Annotated in this window: 17 protein-coding genes; 6 read left to right on the top strand and 11 right to left on the bottom strand. The window is 49.7% G+C overall.

What is annotated here, in order from left to right; all coding sequences use genetic code 11:
* Nucleotides 1-47: 47 nt before the first annotated feature.
* The 4 genes from ACOMHB_RS25530 to ACOMHB_RS25515 form a co-directional block, all read right to left on the bottom strand.
* On the bottom strand, nucleotides 48-1019 hold the full coding sequence (locus tag ACOMHB_RS25530) for a hypothetical protein (protein WP_448218865.1): 972 nt from the start codon (nucleotides 1017-1019) through the stop codon (nucleotides 48-50).
* 106 nt (nucleotides 1020-1125) lie between these two features.
* The gene (locus tag ACOMHB_RS25525; RefSeq protein ID WP_448218864.1) at nucleotides 1126-2457 is read right to left on the bottom strand and encodes an N-acetylmuramoyl-L-alanine amidase; all 1332 of its coding nucleotides are present in this window, start codon (nucleotides 2455-2457) and stop codon (nucleotides 1126-1128) included.
* Entirely contained in the window at nucleotides 2442-2933 is a 492-nt protein-coding gene (gene tsaE, locus ACOMHB_RS25520; RefSeq protein WP_422135708.1) for a tRNA (adenosine(37)-N6)-threonylcarbamoyltransferase complex ATPase subunit type 1 TsaE, read from the bottom strand. The genes ACOMHB_RS25525 and tsaE overlap by 16 nt, the downstream gene beginning before the upstream one ends.
* A gap of 84 nt (nucleotides 2934-3017) precedes the next feature.
* Entirely contained in the window at nucleotides 3018-4547 is a 1530-nt protein-coding gene (locus tag ACOMHB_RS25515) for an NAD(P)H-hydrate dehydratase (RefSeq protein WP_448218863.1), read from the bottom strand.
* Nucleotides 4548-4723: 176 nt separating this feature from the next.
* Here ACOMHB_RS25515 and queG point away from each other — a divergent pair, with 176 nt between their 5' ends.
* Both queG and ACOMHB_RS25505 read left to right on the top strand, forming a co-directional pair.
* Entirely contained in the window at nucleotides 4724-5815 is a 1092-nt protein-coding gene (gene queG, locus ACOMHB_RS25510) for a tRNA epoxyqueuosine(34) reductase QueG (protein ID WP_448218862.1), read from the top strand.
* Nucleotides 5816-5874: 59 nt separating this feature from the next.
* Complete coding sequence (locus tag ACOMHB_RS25505; RefSeq protein WP_422472844.1) at nucleotides 5875-6264, top strand: nuclear transport factor 2 family protein; 390 nt, start codon at nucleotides 5875-5877, stop codon at nucleotides 6262-6264.
* Nucleotides 6265-6308: 44 nt separating this feature from the next.
* Here ACOMHB_RS25505 and ACOMHB_RS25500 read toward each other — a convergent pair whose 3' ends face one another.
* Together ACOMHB_RS25500 and orn are read right to left on the bottom strand one after the other, a co-directional pair.
* Nucleotides 6309-7628 carry a DEAD/DEAH box helicase gene (locus tag ACOMHB_RS25500; RefSeq protein WP_422135712.1) on the bottom strand — a complete coding sequence of 440 codons (1320 nt, stop codon included), beginning with the start codon at nucleotides 7626-7628 and terminating at the stop codon, nucleotides 6309-6311.
* 170 nt (nucleotides 7629-7798) lie between these two features.
* Nucleotides 7799-8341, bottom strand: coding sequence for an oligoribonuclease (orn, locus tag ACOMHB_RS25495; protein WP_422135713.1), 543 nt, complete (start codon nucleotides 8339-8341; stop codon nucleotides 7799-7801).
* 339 nt (nucleotides 8342-8680) lie between these two features.
* On the opposite strand from orn, the gene rsgA reads away from it, so the two are divergent.
* The 4 genes from rsgA (at nucleotide 8681) to gshB (ending at nucleotide 12605) form a co-directional block, all read left to right on the top strand.
* On the top strand, nucleotides 8681-9700 hold the full coding sequence (rsgA, locus tag ACOMHB_RS25490; protein WP_448218861.1) for a small ribosomal subunit biogenesis GTPase RsgA: 1020 nt from the start codon (nucleotides 8681-8683) through the stop codon (nucleotides 9698-9700).
* A 60-nt stretch (nucleotides 9701-9760) separates the two neighbouring features.
* On the top strand, nucleotides 9761-10573 hold the full coding sequence (locus tag ACOMHB_RS25485; protein ID WP_448218860.1) for a sulfurtransferase: 813 nt from the start codon (nucleotides 9761-9763) through the stop codon (nucleotides 10571-10573).
* 119 nt (nucleotides 10574-10692) lie between these two features.
* Nucleotides 10693-11553, top strand: a complete 861-nt coding sequence (gene asd / locus ACOMHB_RS25480; protein ID WP_448218859.1) for an archaetidylserine decarboxylase — start codon at nucleotides 10693-10695, stop codon at nucleotides 11551-11553.
* A gap of 53 nt (nucleotides 11554-11606) precedes the next feature.
* Complete coding sequence (gshB, locus tag ACOMHB_RS25475; RefSeq protein WP_448218858.1) at nucleotides 11607-12605, top strand: glutathione synthase; 999 nt, start codon at nucleotides 11607-11609, stop codon at nucleotides 12603-12605.
* A 40-nt stretch (nucleotides 12606-12645) separates the two neighbouring features.
* Here gshB and ACOMHB_RS25470 read toward each other — a convergent pair whose 3' ends face one another.
* The 5 genes from ACOMHB_RS25470 to ACOMHB_RS25450 form a co-directional block, all read right to left on the bottom strand.
* Nucleotides 12646-14154: an RING finger protein gene (locus ACOMHB_RS25470; RefSeq protein WP_448218857.1), complete on the bottom strand. Its 1509-nt coding sequence runs from the start codon at nucleotides 14152-14154 to the stop codon at nucleotides 12646-12648.
* 137 nt (nucleotides 14155-14291) lie between these two features.
* A complete protein-coding gene (locus tag ACOMHB_RS25465) occupies nucleotides 14292-14660 on the bottom strand; it encodes a C2H2-type zinc finger protein (protein WP_448218856.1) in 369 nt (122 codons plus the stop codon).
* Complete coding sequence (locus tag ACOMHB_RS25460; protein ID WP_448218589.1) at nucleotides 14633-15718, bottom strand: IS630 family transposase; 1086 nt, start codon at nucleotides 15716-15718, stop codon at nucleotides 14633-14635. The genes ACOMHB_RS25465 and ACOMHB_RS25460 overlap by 28 nt, the downstream gene beginning before the upstream one ends.
* Nucleotides 15719-15795: 77 nt before the next feature.
* Entirely contained in the window at nucleotides 15796-16971 is a 1176-nt protein-coding gene (locus ACOMHB_RS25455; RefSeq protein WP_448218855.1) for an RING finger protein, read from the bottom strand.
* A 220-nt stretch (nucleotides 16972-17191) separates the two neighbouring features.
* Nucleotides 17192-17896, bottom strand: a complete 705-nt coding sequence (locus ACOMHB_RS25450; RefSeq protein ID WP_448218854.1) for a hypothetical protein — start codon at nucleotides 17894-17896, stop codon at nucleotides 17192-17194.
* Between the last annotated feature and the right edge of the window lie 179 nt (nucleotides 17897-18075).

The following is an 18075-nucleotide window of genomic DNA, read 5'->3' as shown; positions in this document are numbered from 1 at the left end:
TTTATTGCCAGAAAGACTATCAGCCTCTATCGACTTTTGCCAAGTCGTTAGAAGAGACTGGATAATAAAGCTGGCATCCAGCTCAAGGTAAAGTCCGTCAACGCAGGCATGGCATTCTGGTCGTAGTAGAGCGCAGCCATCTCATCCCTGAAATCCTTGAGTCGCCAGAGTGTCAACATGGCCGGTACAATCCGATAGCCCGGAATGGTGTACCCCAACAGAGTCAGTACTGGCAGTGATGGACTGGTAGAACCACAAACCTTTGACAGCTGAAGCATACGACGTCCTATGTTTTCACTGACTTCATAATGAACCTGACCTTTCAGGATATTCTTAAGCCCTGTCTGAAACTTCTCTATTTTCTCCTTTGAGACGACAAGGGTTGCGGCCCCCTTAATGGTTTTGCCTGCGGGGGAGGCAATACCGACAACTTTGACCAGAAACTCCCAGACTTTATTTTCAAGCTCTTCTGCGGGCAGGCCGGTCAGCGCATCAATCACCGGAGTTTCTTTCGGCTCTTTTTGTTCTATCGTCTGTTCTGCCGGGGTTTCAGTCTCTTCTGCCAAAGTGCCCTCTTGTTTCTGAGCTTCAGGTTGCTTTTGTATTTCTTTCTGCTTCCAGATCTGCTCAGGCACCAATAAGCGCGGCCTTAAAGCCAAGAGCTGTTCAGACCTGACAGAAACAGGCCGGGGTGTAGAAGTGGCAGCCAGTCCAGACATGATCCTGAGGGCTGAATCTACCTCAGGGTACTCTGAAATCACCTCATAGGATTCCAGTAAATCTGACAGATCGGCATCAGGCTTTTCAGGATCAGGGGAAGAAAGTGTCAGACTCTCAAACTGTGCAATGGACCGACTATCGAGCCTGGTGAAGGTATCGCTGAAAATCCGATGCCCGGACCGGTTGACCCGGTTATTCTCATTGAGAAGGTTGTCCTGAGAACCATAAGCCGACAGCTCATCGGTTGATGCCTGATTCAGATGGGTGGGTAATAAGTTAACTGAAGCCCTCAGATGCATAGCCGAATCCTCCCTGAATTTTCCATACAATGGCACTTTACAGGAAAAAATCCGGGAAGAGACTGACCAGCCTGTCAGCATTACTGACGGTATCTTCAGGCGTCTTTCAGTTGGGAATCACCAACATCTGCCCGGTTCTGATCCGATCTGATCGACTGATATTATTGGCTGTTTTCAATGAGCTCAGACTGATATCAAAGCGATTGGCTATCTCTGACAGGGTATCACCGGCCTGGATCACATACTGGTCTGGACGAGTATCTATTTTACCCTCAGCCTTGAGCCCGGAGATCAGCGTACCGGGCGGAGGCTTCTTCACAAAGTAGCCTTTCACGCCTTTGAATATCTGTCGGGCCATAGCACGTTGATGGCTTCGGGTTTTCAGTTTACGCCCTTCTTTGGGATTGGAGATAAAGCCTGTTTCCACCAGAATAGAGGGAATGTCGGGAGACTTCAGAACAGCAAAAGCAGCTTGCTCCACCTGTTCTTTATGCAGCCTGTTGATCGTACCGATATTCTTCAGCACCTTGTCACCGACTTCCAGACTCGAAGACAGTGTTGAGGTCATGGACAAATCCAACAAAACACCCGCCAGAATATCGTCTTTGTCACTCAGGGATATGCCCCCTTCACCACCAATCAGATCTGACGAGTTTGCTCTGTGAGCCAGCCAGCGGGCAGTCTCTGATGTTGCTCCCCCCCTGGACAGGGCATACACCGAGGCACCATTCGCACGAGGATCTGTAAAAGCGTCAGCATGGATGGAAATAAACAGATCGGCTCCTGCTTTACGAGCAATAGCGGCACGTTCACGCAGGGGGATATAGTAGTCTCCGGTTCTTACCAGAACAGGTTTGAAGCCGGGCTCTTTGTTCAACAGAGCGGCGAGGTCTTTGGAAATGTTCAGCGTGACGACCTTTTCATGCCCCCCTCCATAGGCCAGTGCCCCCGGATCTTCGCCACCGTGGCCGGCATCAATCGCCACAACAATATCTCTTTTGGAAGATGTTTTAATGGGCTCTTTTACCGGATCTGCTGCTTTTGTCCGATCATCAAAGAGATCTACCACCAGACGATAGCCGTATGTGGCATTGGGTTTAAGCAGGAAGCTTTTACTGGTGACCTTATTTCTCAGATCCAGAACAATCCGCAAATCTTTCTTGTTTCGAACCCCATAACGAATCTTGCTGATAGGAGTCGAGCCGAGACGGGGATTGACTGAACTTTTGGGCTTCCGGGTGCCACGAATATCCACCACCAGTCTTCGGGGGTTGTCCAGAAAAAATTGCGAGTGAGCGACTTCACTGGAGACATCAAATACCAGACGGGTCTTATCAGGCGATCGCCAGACACGGACATCGTCAACCTGGGCTGCAAACAATGGCAGAGGCAATAGCAACAGAGCAGCAAAAAAGAACTTCCTTATCCTCGACGACATTCTCCCTCCTGCCGTCCCTGCAGTTTTCTCAACATACCCAGCCCACGTTCGGTTCCCGCTTTGATGAGAGCCTTGCGTCCGGGCAGGTTGTAATCCAGTTGTACTTCCAGATCGGCATCCGGCAGAGCTCCCTCACCTTTGCAGGGCCACTCGATCAGACACAGACAGTCTTCTTCAAAATAATCCCGCCCCCCGATGAACTCAAGCTCTTCAGGATCAGCCAGTCGATAAAGGTCAAAATGATAGACCTGCTGACCGTCAACTGAGTAGGGCTCCACCAGGGTATAAGTCGGGCTTTTCACCGCCCCCTGATGACCAAGGCTATGCAGAATACCCCGGCATAAAGTGGTTTTTCCGGCTCCCAGGTTTCCAACCAGATAAATGACGGCATGACCACTGCTTACTTCAGCCAGCTTGTTGCCAAGCTGAACCATTTCCTGCTCATTATCAATCAGCAGCTCAATCCTGCCTTCCATACACTCACTATTATCTTTACGGGAACGGGTATGGGCACCCGTTCATTATTTGTTGTGTCCATAGCTCAAGGCTGTCTCAATAGCTCAAGGCTGTTTTGCAATTTTATTCAGCTGACTTCTTATGTGAGGGAGAGTTTCCAGTGCCAGCATCCCTCGTTCGCCTTGCAGCCCCGCCAGATGGTCTGCAGCTGTCGCATGCAGCCAGACCCCCAAAGCTGCTGCATTATGGGTCTCTAAGCCCTGAGCTGCCAGTGCGGCAATCACACCGCTGAGTACATCCCCCATACCCGCCACAGCCATACCCGGATTACCATCCGGGCACAGATTCAGGATTTTTCCGTCGTATATAAGCGTGCCGGCCCCCTTTAACACGACCACTGCACCGAAACGGTTAAAGAGTTCTTTTGCAGCTTTAACCCGGTCGCCATTAATGGTTGAAGTTTGAGTTTCCAGCAGTCTCGCCGCTTCGCCGGAATGGGGTGTGAGAATCATCGGGTACTTTCGACGTTTAAGCAACGCCGGATCTTCCGAAATGATATTGAGACCATCGGCATCAATTACCACAGGGCACTCAACTTTCAGCACTTCAGCAAGGAGTTCGCGGGCCCATGAATCTTTTCCCAGACCGGGTCCCACAACCAGCAGATTTTTCCCTTCCAGGAGCACGCGAAGATCTTCTGCACCCGAAACGGCCGAGGCCATCAACTCGGGACGCCGGGATGCCAGAGCCAAAAGATGTTCCTGACGGGTAGCCACTGTGACCCGACCGGCACCACAATATAATGCAGCTTCTGCCGACATAATGGCAGCACCGGGCATACCATGATTCCCGGCCACCACCATAACATGGCCATTGTCGCCTTTATGTAAATCTCTGGCTCTGGGCTGAAGCCAGCGACTCAGTCTGTTTTCTGACAATCTCAGAGCTTCATTCGGCACGGCTTCATACACCTCCCCCGGCACATCCAGATCAGCAAACTCAACCTGCCCGGACAGCTCTTTTCCCCTGCCTGAAAGCAACCCCAGCTTCATACCTATGAATGTCACCGTCACATCTGCCCTTATGGCAACGCCCATAGCGATGCCTTTGTCAGCACAAAGACCGGATGGAATATCAACAGCAAGAACAGGTCGACCCGATTCATTGATGCGAATGACAACGTCTCGATAGCGACCCTCAACGTCTCTTCCCAGCCCCGTTCCCAGCAGGGCATCGACGAATACGTCACCGGACAGCGGCGTCTCCGGTGTATAAGGATCAACATCAACACCCTCTGCGATACAGGCTTTATAGGCTGACAGGGCATCTCCTGACAGTTTTTCCGGAGAAGAGAGGAAATTCACTGAAACCGAAATCCCCCGCTTAGCCGCCAGCATGGCCACCAGATAACCATCTCCACCATTATTCCCGCCACCGCAGAAGACCTGAAGCCGATTGCCAAGAAGAAGGTCTGGCCAATGGTTCATCAGAGAGCGAAAAGCCGCACGGGCAGCCCGGTTCATCAGCTCAAAGCCATTGATCTGAAAATCATTGATTGCTACATCATCAAGCCGGCGAACTTGTTCTGCAGTATAAAGCCGGTCAAAGATGCCAACTCGATCGCTATCGTACATAAGCACTCACTCCTACCTTGATAGATTACCTTAATATCGACAGCTAAACAGCTTCGATTCCGTCTAAGAAGTAGCTCAGGATTACGCTTTTGCGGGTTTACCATTATTCTCGACAAGGGGTGTGTTAGAATGCTCGTCTATAATCTCAGATTTTTTCCCGGCAGCAACTGATCAACGTGTCTATCTCCAACGACTCTTCTGAAAGCCCTGATTATCAAAAGCTGGCTGACGATATTCGTCTTTGGGCCAGACATTTAGGCTTCCAGCATGTGGGTATTACAGAAGCCCGAATCCCGGAGCGGGACAAAAAACAGTTTCAGCAGTGGCTGGATCAGGGACTCCACGGTGATCTGGCGTACATGGAGCGACACAAGGAGCTCAGGTGCCATCCTGAAAAGCTTCATGAAGGTGTCATCCGGGTTATCTCCGCCAGAATGGATTATCTGCCCGCAGAAACCGAAACCATCAAGATTCTTAATGAACCGGAAAAAGCCTATGTTTCCCGTTATGCCCTGGGACGTGATTACCACAAGCTGATTCGCAAACGCTTAACCCAACTCGGAAAGAAAATAGAAGCAGTGGCCCCGAACCACGGTTATAGGGCATTTGTTGACAGTGCTCCCGTGATGGAAAGACCTCTCGCCCAGCAGGCGGGTCTGGGCTGGATGGGCAAACACTCACTGATTATCAACCGTAAGGCAGGTTCTTTCTTTTTCCTGGGAGAACTCTTTACTAATTTACCTCTGCCCACGGACGAACCTTATGAGAAGAACCATTGCGGCCGCTGCACCGCCTGCATGAATGTTTGCCCTACCCAGGCGATTGTCGAGCCCTACAAAGTGGATGCCAGAAAGTGCATTTCCTATCTGACTATTGAAAACAGTGGCCCCATACCCGAAGAGCTTCGCAGCAAAATGGGTAACCGAATTTTTGGCTGTGATGACTGTCAGCTTACCTGCCCCTGGAATCGATTTGCCAGACACACACAGGAAACTGACTTTCAGCCTCGTCACCATCTGGATAACAGTGATCTGGCGGATCTTTTTCTGTGGACAGAAGAAGAATTTCTGGAGCGCACCGCAGGCTCACCGATCCGACGTGCGGGCTTTGAATGCTGGTTACGGAATCTGGCAGTAGGTTTAGGCAACGCCCCCACAACGGATAAAGTCATGTCAGCACTTCATCAGCGCCAGAACTACCCCTCGGAACTGGTAAAAGAACATGTGCAATGGGCACTTAAACAACACAACCCAAATGCTCAAGATTAAATCTGTGCATGGACTACCCTTAGGAGCTACTGAGACGCAGATTCCAGAGGTTATTGATCATGTCTGTCAAGTTATCGGGTGATTCACTCACGCCCTTTCTTCATATTGTCAAACAATACGACCATTACATTCAGACTAAAGACGTCCGTGGCATCATGTCGCTGTTTGTCACAGACGACGAGCCCCACAGCTTCGGACTGCATGTCAATTTGAATGAACGGGAAGCATTGAGACAACGGTTGACAGACTACTTTAATGCCGGAGAATCCTTCTCAGCAGAATTTAAAGCAGAACCGGTTGTCTATCACTATGGCGAAGCAGCCTGTCTCTGCATGATGCTACCCGTGAAAGGTTCCGAAGGTGCTCATATCAGGGTCACTATTTTTCTGGAAAATCATTCCGGACAGTGGCTGATACGTCACCAGCATATTTCCCAGTCACCTGTTTGAAGGGATTCACCAAAGATTTAAACGGCCCTGGAACCTGGTGTTCTTCACCTTGGCTTTCCGGGTGCCTCTTTGGTGTCCCTTTGCTTACGTCTGACAGATGTATTGGGTTTATGGCCCCTGGAAACCTCCCCTGAGCGCTGCCCATCCTGATGCTCTACTCTGGGTTTCTTTGGCTTTTTGGGTTTCTTGCGCCTGGGAGGGCGGGTATCCAGTCTGGATTCTGGCAGTGCATTCACAGGCTTGAACCCCGGAATTTCCTGTCGATCAATCAGCTGACGGGTTAACCTCTCAATTGCCACCAGTTGTTTGAATTCGTCAGCACACACCAGAGAAACTGCCTGTCCGGTCGCACCGGCCCTGCCTGTTCTGCCGATCCGATGAACATAGTCTTCGGCAACGTTGGGAAGATCAAAGTTAACAACCTGCGGCAACTGATCAATATCCAGCCCACGTGCAGCAATATCAGTGGCTACCAGAACCCGAATTTCACCGCTTTTGAACTCAGCCAGTGCTTTTGTCCGGACATTCTGGCTTTTGTTGCCGTGAATAGCTGCGGCCTGGACCCCCTTGCCCTCAAGATGCCGTGTCAGCCGGTTGGCACCGTGTTTTGTTCGGGTAAATACCAGCACCTGACGCCAGTCATTCTCTGTGATCAACTGAGTCAGCAGTGCGGCTTTCTTGTTTTTGTCCACAGGGTAAACACACTGGTCTACGGTTTTAGCGGCGGCATTTCCCGGTGTGACCGAAATCTCTACCGGCGAACGCACCAGACCTTTTGCCAGATTTCGAATCTCATCGGAGAAAGTCGCTGAAAACAGTAAGCTCTGCCTGCTTTTGGGAAGGATTGCCAGAATCTTGCGAATATCACGAATAAAGCCCATGTCCAGCATACGGTCGGCTTCGTCCAACACCAGCACCTCCAGCTGTTTGAACTTCACAGCATTCTGGTTGAACAGGTCCAGTAGCCTGCCTGGCGTTGCCACCAACACATCCACGCCTCTTCTCAATTTCATCATCTGGGGATTGATCTTGACGCCCCCAAATACCACGGTTGAGCGAAGAGGAAGGTGGCGACTATAGGTTTCCACACTTTCAGCTACCTGAGCGGCCAGCTCACGGGTCGGCGTCAGAATTAACGCCCGCACCTGATTGGCCTGGACACGAGGTCCTTTTGCCAGCTTCTCCAGTATGGGCAACGTAAAGCCTGCCGTTTTACCGGTACCTGTCTGGGCCGCTGCCATGACGTCATGGCCTTCAAGTACGGCAGGGATAGCCTGAGACTGAATAGGCGAAGGGGCATCATAACCTTGCTCTGTGACAGCTTGGAGGATGGGAGCTGATAACCCCAGCGAGTCAAAACTCATGAAACATTCCCGGTTGGCGTCATTCAGCAGAACCGGGCTGAAGACTTGGCGAGGTGGGCAGTTTAACCAATATGTCTGACTGAAGCTATCAGGTCTTTGCTGCAATAACGAAAAAGAACAGCCGCTCTTTTTGAGAGCCACTGTTAAGAGCCACTGTTCTGATTAACTGATCAGGATTGAATAAAGTGTTGGCGGTAGAAACGGAGTTCTTCTATGGATTCACGAATATCTTCCAGCGCCAGATGAGTGCCTTTTTTGCTAAATTGATCAAGCAGCTCAGGCTGCCACCTTCTTGCCAGCTCTTTTAACGTACTGACATCAATATTACGGTAATGGAAAAACTCATGAAGCTCTTTCATGTAGCAGTTCAGAAAGCGGCGATCCTGACCAATGCTGTTCCCGCACATGGGTGATGCACCGACCTTGGAGTACTGTCTGAGAAAGGCCAGAGTCATTTGCTCGGCCTCAGTCAGACTGATCTGGCTTTCACGGACTCTTTGGGTCAACCCCGTTTCACCGTGGGTTTTGATACACCACTCATTCATATTCGCAAGGACTGCATCACTTTGATGCACCGCTATCACGGGGCCTTCAGCAATAAAATTCAGCTGATCATCTGTAACAATGGTCGCAATTTCCAGAATTTGGTCGTGTTCGGGATCAAGTCCCGTCATTTCCAGGTCGATCCAGACAAGATTATCTGCTTTAGCCATCAAGCACCCGATTTCCTTTAGAAAGATGTGCCAGCCCAACAATGAATACGGCTTGAATTCAAAGGTTTGAAATAGCCCTGAAACCGATTCTGTAACATTTTCACAAAAAATATCGGCAAATGAAGAAAGCCATGGCTGACTTATTTAGTCTAACCGATCATAATCTCTCCGTGAAACCTACACTCGCTTCCTTCTGACCGCTCCGTAGCTCAGTATCGATTGGCACCTTCTGTCTATCCACTTAAAGATGTGGGCATCAGCGAGACAAAGGCTATTTCTGGCCATTGCCATGAAAAGCCAGAATCTATCCAGCAGACCAGGTAAAACCTTGAGTAAACCATGAGTAAGCGCAAACTAACGCGCAAACAGAAATGGCGCATAGAGAAAGTCCAGCAGGAACGCATTGCCCGCGCCAGGAAGCGGGAAGAGCTTATTGAGCAAAAAATACAGGATGATAACCTGGGACCTGAACAACAAGGTCTGATCATCGCCCACTATGGTGCAACCCTGGATATCGAGCCATGGGGCCAAACCGGTGCTGTTCGTCGATGCCACCTGCGGACCAACCTCCCACCCCTGGTCACCGGAGACCAGGTGGTGTGGCGTCCGTCCCTGAAAGACGAAACCGGGGTGGTGGTCGCCCTCGAAGGTCGCACCAGCCTGCTCACCCGGCCTGACAACCATGGTCGAATCAAACCCGTTGCCGCCAATATTGACTATATCGTGCTGGTCATAGCGCCTGTGCCCATTCCTCATACCAATCTGATTGACCGCTATCTGGTTGCTGCCGAGACGGTTGGCATTGAACCGGTTCTTTTGCTGAACAAAATCGACCTGCTGGATGAAGAAGGCATGGAACTGATGGACGATATGCTGGCGGTTTATGAAGACATTGGTTATCAGGTCCTGCGGGCTTCTACCCGCTCAGAAGATGGACTGGTGCCTCTCAAGGCTCTGCTGGATGAGCATGTCAGTGTCTTTGTTGGACAGAGTGGTGTGGGAAAGTCCTCCCTGGTTAATGCACTCTTACCCGGTGTTGATATCCGTGTCGGTGACCTTTCCGAAGCCACCGGCAAAGGCATGCATACCACCACTGCCGCAAAGCTCTTCCATTTCCCCGCAGGTGGCATGTTGATTGACTCACCCGGCATTCGGGAATTTGGCCTCTGGCATATTGATGCCCAGTCGGTTCTTGAAGGTTTCAGGGAATTCAGACCCTACCTTGGTCATTGCCGATTCCGAGACTGTCAACATGAGAAGGAACCGGGTTGTGCCTTGAAGCAGGCTCTGGAAGATGGCGAAATTCTGGAAGAACGAATGTTCAGCTATAAACAGATTGTCGACTCTCTGGACCTCTGACGGGTCCGTGTTAGCATAGGCTATCGCCTTTTTCTCATCAGCCATGAATGAAGAAGTACAATGAACTCAATAGACGATCTGCCACTGATCCTTGAAGCTGATCAGCTGGAACCTCTGCTGGGGCACGAAGACCTGCTGATAGTAGACCTTTGCAACCCGCAACTATACAGCCACTCCCACATTCCCGGTGCCCTGAGCATTTCTCCACAGAACATGGTTTCCGGTGTAAAACCGGCAGCGGGCAAACTTCCTGCCGTTGAACAGCTGAACCAGATGCTCTCCAACATTGGCTACAGCAAAAACAAACACATTGTTGTTTATGATGACGAAGGCGGTGGTTGGGCAGGCCGTTTCATCTGGACGCTGGATGTGATCGGACACAAGAAATACAGCTACCTGAACGGTGGTGCACACGTCTGGCTGAAAGAAGGTCATCCCACCGAAAGCACCATTAACCGCCCTGAACCGACACAAGTTGATCTGAAGATTGATGACTCTGTGATTGCCAACAAAGAGCTCATCATGAATTCACTGGAAGACTCAAACACTGTGATCTGGGATGCCCGATCAGTTGATGAATATCGCGGTGAAAAACGCTTCTCACAAAAAGGGGGGCACATTCCGGGTGCCGTAAACCTTGAATGGACACTGGCCATGGATCATGACCGTAACCTCAGAATTCGCAACGACATCGCCGATATTCTTGAACAGCTGGGCATTACCCGGGACAAAAACGTCATTACCCATTGTCAGAGCCATCATCGCTCGGGCTTTACCTATCTGGTGGGCAAGTCTCTGGGTCTCTCTATCAAAGCTTACGACGGCTCCTGGTCAGAGTGGGGCAATCTGCCCGATACCCCCGTCGAAACCTGAGGAATAATGGCACTGTTTAATCTTAAGCAGTGCCGTTTCTGTCTACTCAGCGTCTACTTGTGAGCCCCTGCTCTCACCATTACAATCCAATACTCTTAAAAACAGGATGAGTCCTGACTGTGAAAGAACAATTTTTTGCCTTTATCCAATATTTTCTGCCGCACCACCTTATTTCACGGGCGGTATATTGCTTTGTTGAGAGCACCTGCCCCAGGTTCAAGAATGCGCTGATCCGCCGCATCATCAAACAATATGATGTTGATATGAGCGAGGCTGATCGCGAAACCCCCGAAGAGTATCTTCACTTTAACGATTTCTTCACCCGTTCCCTGAAATCAGGGGTGCGACCCCTGCCTGAAGACGAAAGCCTGATCGTCAGCCCTGCTGACGGCGAAGTCAGCCAGCTCGGCGACATCGAGAATGGCAGGATTTTCCAGGCCAAAGGGCACGACTACAGCCTGATTGAACTGCTGGGCGGAGACAGTGATCTGGGCCAGGAATTCATGGGTGGAAAGTTCGCCACGATCTACCTTTCTCCCCGTGATTACCACCGTGTTCATTCACCTTTCGGTGGCACTCTGCGAAAAATGATCCACGTTCCGGGTCGTTTGTTTTCGGTGAATCAGGGCACTGTTGAAAACATTCCAAACCTGTTTGCCCGAAATGAACGTGTCGTGGCTATTTTTGATACTGAGCGCGGACCGATGGCTGTTATCATGGTCGGTGCCATGATTGTTGCCAGTATTGAAACCGTCTGGGCCGGACTGGTGACCCCCATCAGAAAAAAAGTTCGTACCTTTGAGTACGGCGAAGACTCGGCAGAACAGGTCTCCCTGAAACGGGGTGATGAAATGGGCCGATTCAAGATGGGCTCTACTGCCATTGTGCTCTTTGGCAAAGATCAGGTTGACTGGCTTGAATCCTTCGAAGCCGGATCGAAGATCAGGATGGGAGAGGCCCTGGCTGCATCTGCAAAATAGATGAAGGACTCAATTAAGGATACACTGCGGTTTTTGATCGCCCCGGACTTGCAATGACAATTAAACTCGGCGTCGTGATGGACCCTATTGAGTCCATCGAATACAAAAAGGACAGTACTCTGGCGATGCTGGTCGCAGCCCGAAAAAAAGGCTGGGAGCTGTTCTATATGCAGCAGGAAGACCTGTATCAGTCAGAGGGTGTCGCCTATGGCAGTATGCGTCCCTTGCAGGCCCGCTACAATCCGCATGACTTTTATTCTCTGGGAGATCGGGAAGAGCAGCCGCTGAGCACTCTGAACGTGATTCTGATGCGTAAAGATCCTCCTTTTGACATGGAGTTTATTTACAGCACCTATCTGCTTGAACAGGCTGAGGCCGCTGGCACACTGGTGGTCAACAAACCCCAGAGTATTCGTGACTGCAACGAAAAAATGTTTGCCACTCTGTTCCCCCAGTGTACACCCCCGGTCATGGTGGCCCGCAGTGCACGACACCTGAAAGCTTTTGCCGAAAAACACGGCGATGTGGTTCTCAAACCGCTGGATGGTATGGGAGGGTCGTCTATTTTCAGAACTCACCCGAATGATCAGAACTTCAGTGTGATTGTTGAAACCCTGACCCAACACGGGCAACAACAGGCCATGATCCAAAAATACATTCCCGAGATCAAGGCAGGCGACAAACGCATTCTATTGATCGACGGTGAACCGGTACCTTACGCTCTGGCACGTATCCCGGCTGAAGGTGAACTGCGTGGCAACCTTGCCGCGGGCGGCAGTGGTGTGGGCCAGAAGCTGACCGAAAAAGATTACTGGATCGCAGAGCAGGTGGCGCCAGTATTGAAAGAGAAGGGTCTGCTGTTCGTGGGGTTGGATGTTATCGGAGAATATCTGACCGAAATCAATGTCACTTCACCCACCTGTATACGACAGTTGGATGACCAGTTTGGTATTAGCATTGGTGACAGGTTGATGGACAAGATTGAGGAAAAGCTGTCCAGGAGGCTGACCGAGAATAGTCTGCCCTACTGCGGCGGCAGCAAATTGGTCTGAAAATCCGTTCCCACGGCTGGCCACCCTCTCCCACCACTCGTTACCTGCTGTGATCTTTTCTTAAGTGATCCCAAAGAGCTCTCCTGCTTAGCTTCTCGCACTCAGAGCAGGTTCGCTCTCCAGCGTGATCTTCTCTATGAGCCACCAGGACCACGACATTCCTGAAGAGCCGCCCGCATACCTGCCGCTGGCCATCTTCGTCGATTCTGGTCACACGACAGATTAGTCGCCCGGAAGTTCTTGTTATGGCAGCGAAAGAGGCCCTCTGTGAGGAACTGGCCCGACCTTCTGTTTCAAAACGGTATGGTGGCAGGAGTCGACAAATGCCATAACAGGGATAGACGGGACAGTTAGAACCCAAAGTATGCAAATTATGCTGCGTAGTGCCAACGAAAAAGAACGCTGGGGCAATGGGACGAGCTTCTGCTTCAGCCACCCTTCTACGATGGTATGGTGGCAGGCGTCGACAAATGCCGCCATTACAGGAATCGACGAAACAGGCAGGCCCCAAATTGTGCCTATTATGCTGGGTAGTGTTAACGGAAGAGTCCGTTTGTGAGGAGCTGACAGTCGTGAGCTCGTTGTAGTCCCCTTGTACCTCTGAGCATGATCTGAAATCCGGTAATTGCGCTAATGAAGACAGGTTCCCTCTGCAAAGTGGGCAGGAACATTGTGAAGTGCTCAGAATTACCTTTTGTAAACAGTGTTTGTCAATTTTCTGCGAACAACAGGGAGTTGCAATCACATCAGTAAGCTTGTCCAGGCATACGGGACAATTCTCAACGGCTTGCGCCATCTCTCCGCCAGAGGGTGGTGGCCGGAATCGACAAACGCCATTACAGGAATCGACGTAACAATCTAAACCATAAGTATGTTGGGGTTGTTCAGGGTCTTCTTTACCGTCGCGACGTCGAGACAGGCGCTTGGCGAAAAAGCGTCTAAGGCGGGTGATTTTTCCTGAGGCCTTCTGACCGGAGGATGCTGACGCCTGGCTTTGTTGGCCATTTTCTTTTTGACTCTTTCCGGGAAGTACCATTGTCGTGATTGCAAACGGATAATCCTCTTGTGTCGAAATAGATGCCGCCTCCGGTTCATCTGCCGGGTTGAACAGTGATGATTCAGGGTTCCAATAGCTTTTTAAAAGCATGCCGACGGTGATGAGTGCTTCTTCAGGTAGCCGCGAGTCAGGTTTGGAGCCCGGTGGGGCTTCATGGGTGATCAGAGCCAGTCCGTAGGCAACCAGCAGTTGAGTGGCGTATAGTAACTGCCAGGAAATCGTCTCAATACAGGTTGTTGCTAACCCGTAACCGTTAAGTTCACCTGATGTGGCATCAGCCAGTAAACTCGGGTCTGTGTAGCTGTTTGCGTCGTCAATGTCTAACGAGCTGTCCAATAACGTATTCAGGTTGGGCTTCATAGAAAAGACCTGGTCTGTAACCTGATCCTGTGCAAGCTCGACAACAAAAGGTCTTACCAACTCCTCGGCCCCGCAAACGACGGACAACGGGAGCAGCAAAAGAAGCACCGTAGGAAGTGTTTTTTTCACCATTACGTCCCTACACTTTTTATTTCTGTACGCGCAAAGTAGACCAGCGACAGAATAAGTGCATATTTCTGTCAAAAAGCAAAGGTTGCAACGGTTAAATATTCGCATGACCGCGTCCGGCCACCCTCTCCGACCATTGGTTACCTCCTGTGATTTCTTCTTTTGTGGAGCGACAGGGCTTGAGCGTTTGGTAGGATCTTCCGGCAATCAGGGCAGCAGATTAGCTCTCCGGTGTGATCTCTTCTCCTGTGGTCCCTCAGGGCTTGAGCGTTTAGCAGGATCTTCTGGCACTCAGGGCAGGTTTGCTCACCGGTGTGATCCCTTCTCCTGTGGTCCCTCAGGGCTTGAGCGCTTGGCAGGGTCATCTGGCACTCAGGGCAGGTTTGCTCAACGGTGTGATCTCTTCTCCTGTGGTCCCTCAGGGCTTGAGCACTTGGCAGGGTAATATGGCACTCGGGGCAGGTTTGCACTTGGGTGTGATCTAGTGTAGTGCGTCGTTCTTTTTGCAACTTAACCGGCGATTAGCCCGAACGACTTTTTCTAAGATATCATTTGCCTTAGCAGTCCAGATAAACGGCTTTGGATTTTGATTATGCTTTTCAATATATTCATCAATCGCACTGACTAGCTGTGGCACACTGACAAACACACCACGGCGTAAACGCTGACTCGTGAGATCCCGAAAAAATCTCTCAACCATGTTTAACCATGATGCTGACGTTGGCGTAAAGTGCATATGAAAACGAGGATGTTTTTCCAGCCATTCTCGCACCTTCGGGTGTTTGTGAGTCGCATAGTTGTCGCAAATCAGGTGCAGCTCTTTGTCTTTTGCCGTTTCCCTATTTATCTGTTTAAGAAACTTCAACCATTCCACATGGGTATGACGCTGCTGGCACTGACCGATGACAGCACCATCAAGTACATTCAGTGCTGCAAAGAGAGTGGTTGTACCATGTCGTTTATAATCATGAGTCATTGTTGCGGCACGCCCTTTCTTCAACGGTAAGCCAGGCTGTGTTCGATCGAGTGCCTGAACCTGACTTTTTTCATCACAGCACAGCACCAACGCATGTTCAGGAGGAGACAGATAGAGTCCGACAATATCTTCAAGCTTCTCCACAAATTTCGGGTCTCGGGACACCTTGAATGTCTTTTCCAGGTGAGGCTTGAGGCCATATGCATGCCATATCCGGCGAACACTTCTCTCACTGATACCGCTAACAGCAGCCATAGTTCGGGTGCTCCAGTGAGTGGCATTTTCCGGAAGGGTGTTTGTGGTCAGACTCACAATCTCAGCAGCATCAATCTTCTTTTTACGGCCACTGCGAGCTCGATCCTGTTCAATCCCGGAGAAGCCTTCCTGAGCATATCGGTCACGCCAGCGGCTGACCTGATGACGACCGATCTTCAGTATTTGCGCAATCTCAAGATTGCTTTTTCCTTCTGCAGAGAGAAGAACAATCTGGGCACGGCGGGCCAAGCGAAGAGGGCAAGTATTTGATGAAGTAATCTTTCTGAGTCGTATTTCTTCAGAAGCATCAAGTATTATCTCTGTGGCAACTCGCATAGTAAAAACAGGCAGTGGTTGGAATAACATCCATAGTAGACCGTTAGGAGTCTTTATGTACTGTTAATTAGGTCGCACTACACTAGTCTTGCGTGAGCCAACAGGGCTGAGGCATTCGTGAAGACCGCCCTGCATGGCCGCACCATGCCATCTTCGTTGATTGTGGCCAAGCCACAGGTCAGGTGCCCCCCTGCTATTGATGTGGCAGCGAAATAAGCCGCCTGTGTGGAAATGGTAAAAGGGGGCTGGGGCTCGTTATAAGAACCTGGTAAGTCCTGCTGCGCCTCTCCGCTTACTGCAAAATCCGGTAATTGTGCTGTAGAACTCATGTCTGCTCTGCAAAATGGGCAGGCTTTTATTAATGATCGCCGAGTGGTCTGAAATATCCTTCGCAAACAGTGTTTGTCAATTTTCTTCGAACAACAGGAAACAACATACAAATCAGTGAACTTTTGGAGGCATATAGGGCACTCATCATCGCCTGATTCAGCCAGCTCACTGCCATCGGATGGCGGTCGTAACTGACAAACACCATGACAGGAACCAGCGTAACAATCTAAACCGTAAGTATGTTGGTGTTGATGTTCAGGGTCTCCGTTACCGTCGCCAGAGCCGAAATCCAGAGGGCTGATGAAAGAAGCTCCAGGTTGGTTAGTTGTTCCTGAGACCTGCTGACCGGATGATGCTGATGGCTGGTTTGCCGGGTCATTTTTTTGTTCACACTGCCCGGGCAGCACCATGGTGGTGATCTCAAACGGATGATCTCTCTGTGTCGAAATAGAAATTGCCTCCGGTTGACCCGACGGGTTGAACAACGATGAATCAGGGTCCCAAAAGCTTTTCAAAAGCAAGCCGACGGTGATAAGTGCTTCTTCAGGTAGCCACGAATCAGGTTTGGAGCCCAGGGGAGCTTCATGGTTGGTCAGAGCCAGTCCGCAGGCGACCAGCAGTTGAGTGGCGTAAAACAATTGCCATGAAATTGACTCGGTAAAGGTGTCTGCTAACCCGTAACCGTTAAGCCCACCGGGTGTAAAATCAGCCAGTAAACCCGAGTCTGTATGGCCGTTTGTGTCATCAATGCCTGACGAGCTGCCCGACAATGAATTCAGGTTAGGCTTTATAGAAAAAAACCGGTCTGCATCCTGATCCTGTGCAAGCTCGACAACAAAACCTCTTGTCAACTTTTCAGCCAGGCAAATAACAGACATCGGAAGCAGCAGCAAAAGAATCGCCGCAGGAAGTCTTTTTCTCATCACTACGTCTATACACTTTTTATTTCTGTACGTGCAAAGTAGACCAGTAACAGGACAAGTGCATATTTCTGTCAAAAACCAAAGGTTGCAACGGGTAAATTCACCGGGAAGAAGGTTTCTCGTTCTCATGCTCCAGCGTGGAAACGAGTTAAAAAAAGGAGGGGGATTTTTTTACCCCCCCCTGTTCATCGAAAATCATTTCAATCTAAACCAGTCCAATTCATTTGATCCTGACATAAATTTCTCGATTCAATATTTCTTCGATTTTAAGAAGCCTGGATTCCATTTTGTTGTAATACAACCAGGCTTCGTTGCCTAAAAGGCGCATAAGGTTTTCTTCAAACCACAAGACATGGCTTTTAATTTCCAGATACAATTCAAGAAGCAAAGAATCATCACCATATTTTTTAAAAAGAGATTTTGCCAGGGTAAAACGAGTTTCATTTTCAACCTCTATAATACCAAATTTTTTATTAAACTGAGTTGCGGCTTTAAATCCATCTTCGATAATCTTTTTATCGTCGTCAGGTTTATTGCAAATATCTTTAGCTCGATCAATAGCAGTATCTATAGCCTTATTCAGAATATCATTTTCAAGTTTATTCTTCATCTGGTGCGCACGAGTTCCAAAAACTTTCATCTTATTTTCATCAAACCTTTTAAATGCGTCAAAAACTGCACCAATAATACGGCTAAAAATATTTTTCCTGCCTGTTTCAGCGGTGACATCGACATCAACAAATCTATATGTATGATTACTGGGGCGGACAGAAACATGGTAATTTCTATTTGCTTGCTCCGAGTAAAATATTGCTTTTTTCTCACCACCTTCGAACCCACTAATTCCATCAATGAGTGTTCGGTCGATCATCATATTATCCAATCTATGAATATAAGTGGCAGCTGAATATCCTTGAGTATTCATATCAATTACCTCCGTGGAAGTTAATCAAGATACCTATCACTTTGGATAAGCAGTAAGTACCTAACCAGTTGGTTTCGCATATTCTGGACGGCGGCTTTTTCCACCCTTCTGCGTTCCAACTCTGGTTGCGTAGCTAAGGCTACGCGCCCGTCGTTGCGCCTTGAAGGATGAAAAAATCC

Source organism: Endozoicomonas sp. 2B-B (assembly GCF_053470045.1).
This window is presented reverse-complemented; position numbering and strand designations above follow the sequence as displayed.

Excerpts from the sequence above, each read along its gene's own strand:
- ACOMHB_RS25455 (WP_448218855.1), bottom strand. The coding sequence starts at position 16,971 with ATGAGAAAAAGACTTCCTGCGGCGATTCTTTTGCTGCTGCTTCCGATG.
- tsaE (WP_422135708.1), bottom strand. The coding sequence starts at position 2,933 with ATGGAAGGCAGGATTGAGCTGCTGATTGATAATGAGCAGGAAATGGTT.
- ACOMHB_RS25485 (WP_448218860.1), top strand. The coding sequence starts at position 9,761 with ATGAACTCAATAGACGATCTGCCACTGATCCTTGAAGCTGATCAGCTG.
- ACOMHB_RS25500 (WP_422135712.1), bottom strand. The coding sequence starts at position 7,628 with ATGAGTTTTGACTCGCTGGGGTTATCAGCTCCCATCCTCCAAGCTGTC.
- gshB (WP_448218858.1), top strand. The coding sequence starts at position 11,607 with ATGACAATTAAACTCGGCGTCGTGATGGACCCTATTGAGTCCATCGAA.
- ACOMHB_RS25525 (WP_448218864.1), bottom strand. The coding sequence starts at position 2,457 with ATGTCGTCGAGGATAAGGAAGTTCTTTTTTGCTGCTCTGTTGCTATTG.
- ACOMHB_RS25450 (WP_448218854.1), bottom strand. The coding sequence starts at position 17,896 with ATGAATACTCAAGGATATTCAGCTGCCACTTATATTCATAGATTGGAT.
- rsgA (WP_448218861.1), top strand. The coding sequence starts at position 8,681 with ATGAGTAAGCGCAAACTAACGCGCAAACAGAAATGGCGCATAGAGAAA.
- ACOMHB_RS25530 (WP_448218865.1), bottom strand. The coding sequence starts at position 1,019 with ATGCATCTGAGGGCTTCAGTTAACTTATTACCCACCCATCTGAATCAG.
- ACOMHB_RS25460 (WP_448218589.1), bottom strand. The coding sequence starts at position 15,718 with ATGCGAGTTGCCACAGAGATAATACTTGATGCTTCTGAAGAAATACGA.
- orn (WP_422135713.1), bottom strand. The coding sequence starts at position 8,341 with ATGGCTAAAGCAGATAATCTTGTCTGGATCGACCTGGAAATGACGGGA.
- ACOMHB_RS25515 (WP_448218863.1), bottom strand. The coding sequence starts at position 4,547 with ATGTACGATAGCGATCGAGTTGGCATCTTTGACCGGCTTTATACTGCA.
- ACOMHB_RS25505 (WP_422472844.1), top strand. The coding sequence starts at position 5,875 with ATGTCTGTCAAGTTATCGGGTGATTCACTCACGCCCTTTCTTCATATT.
- ACOMHB_RS25470 (WP_448218857.1), bottom strand. The coding sequence starts at position 14,154 with ATGGTGAAAAAAACACTTCCTACGGTGCTTCTTTTGCTGCTCCCGTTG.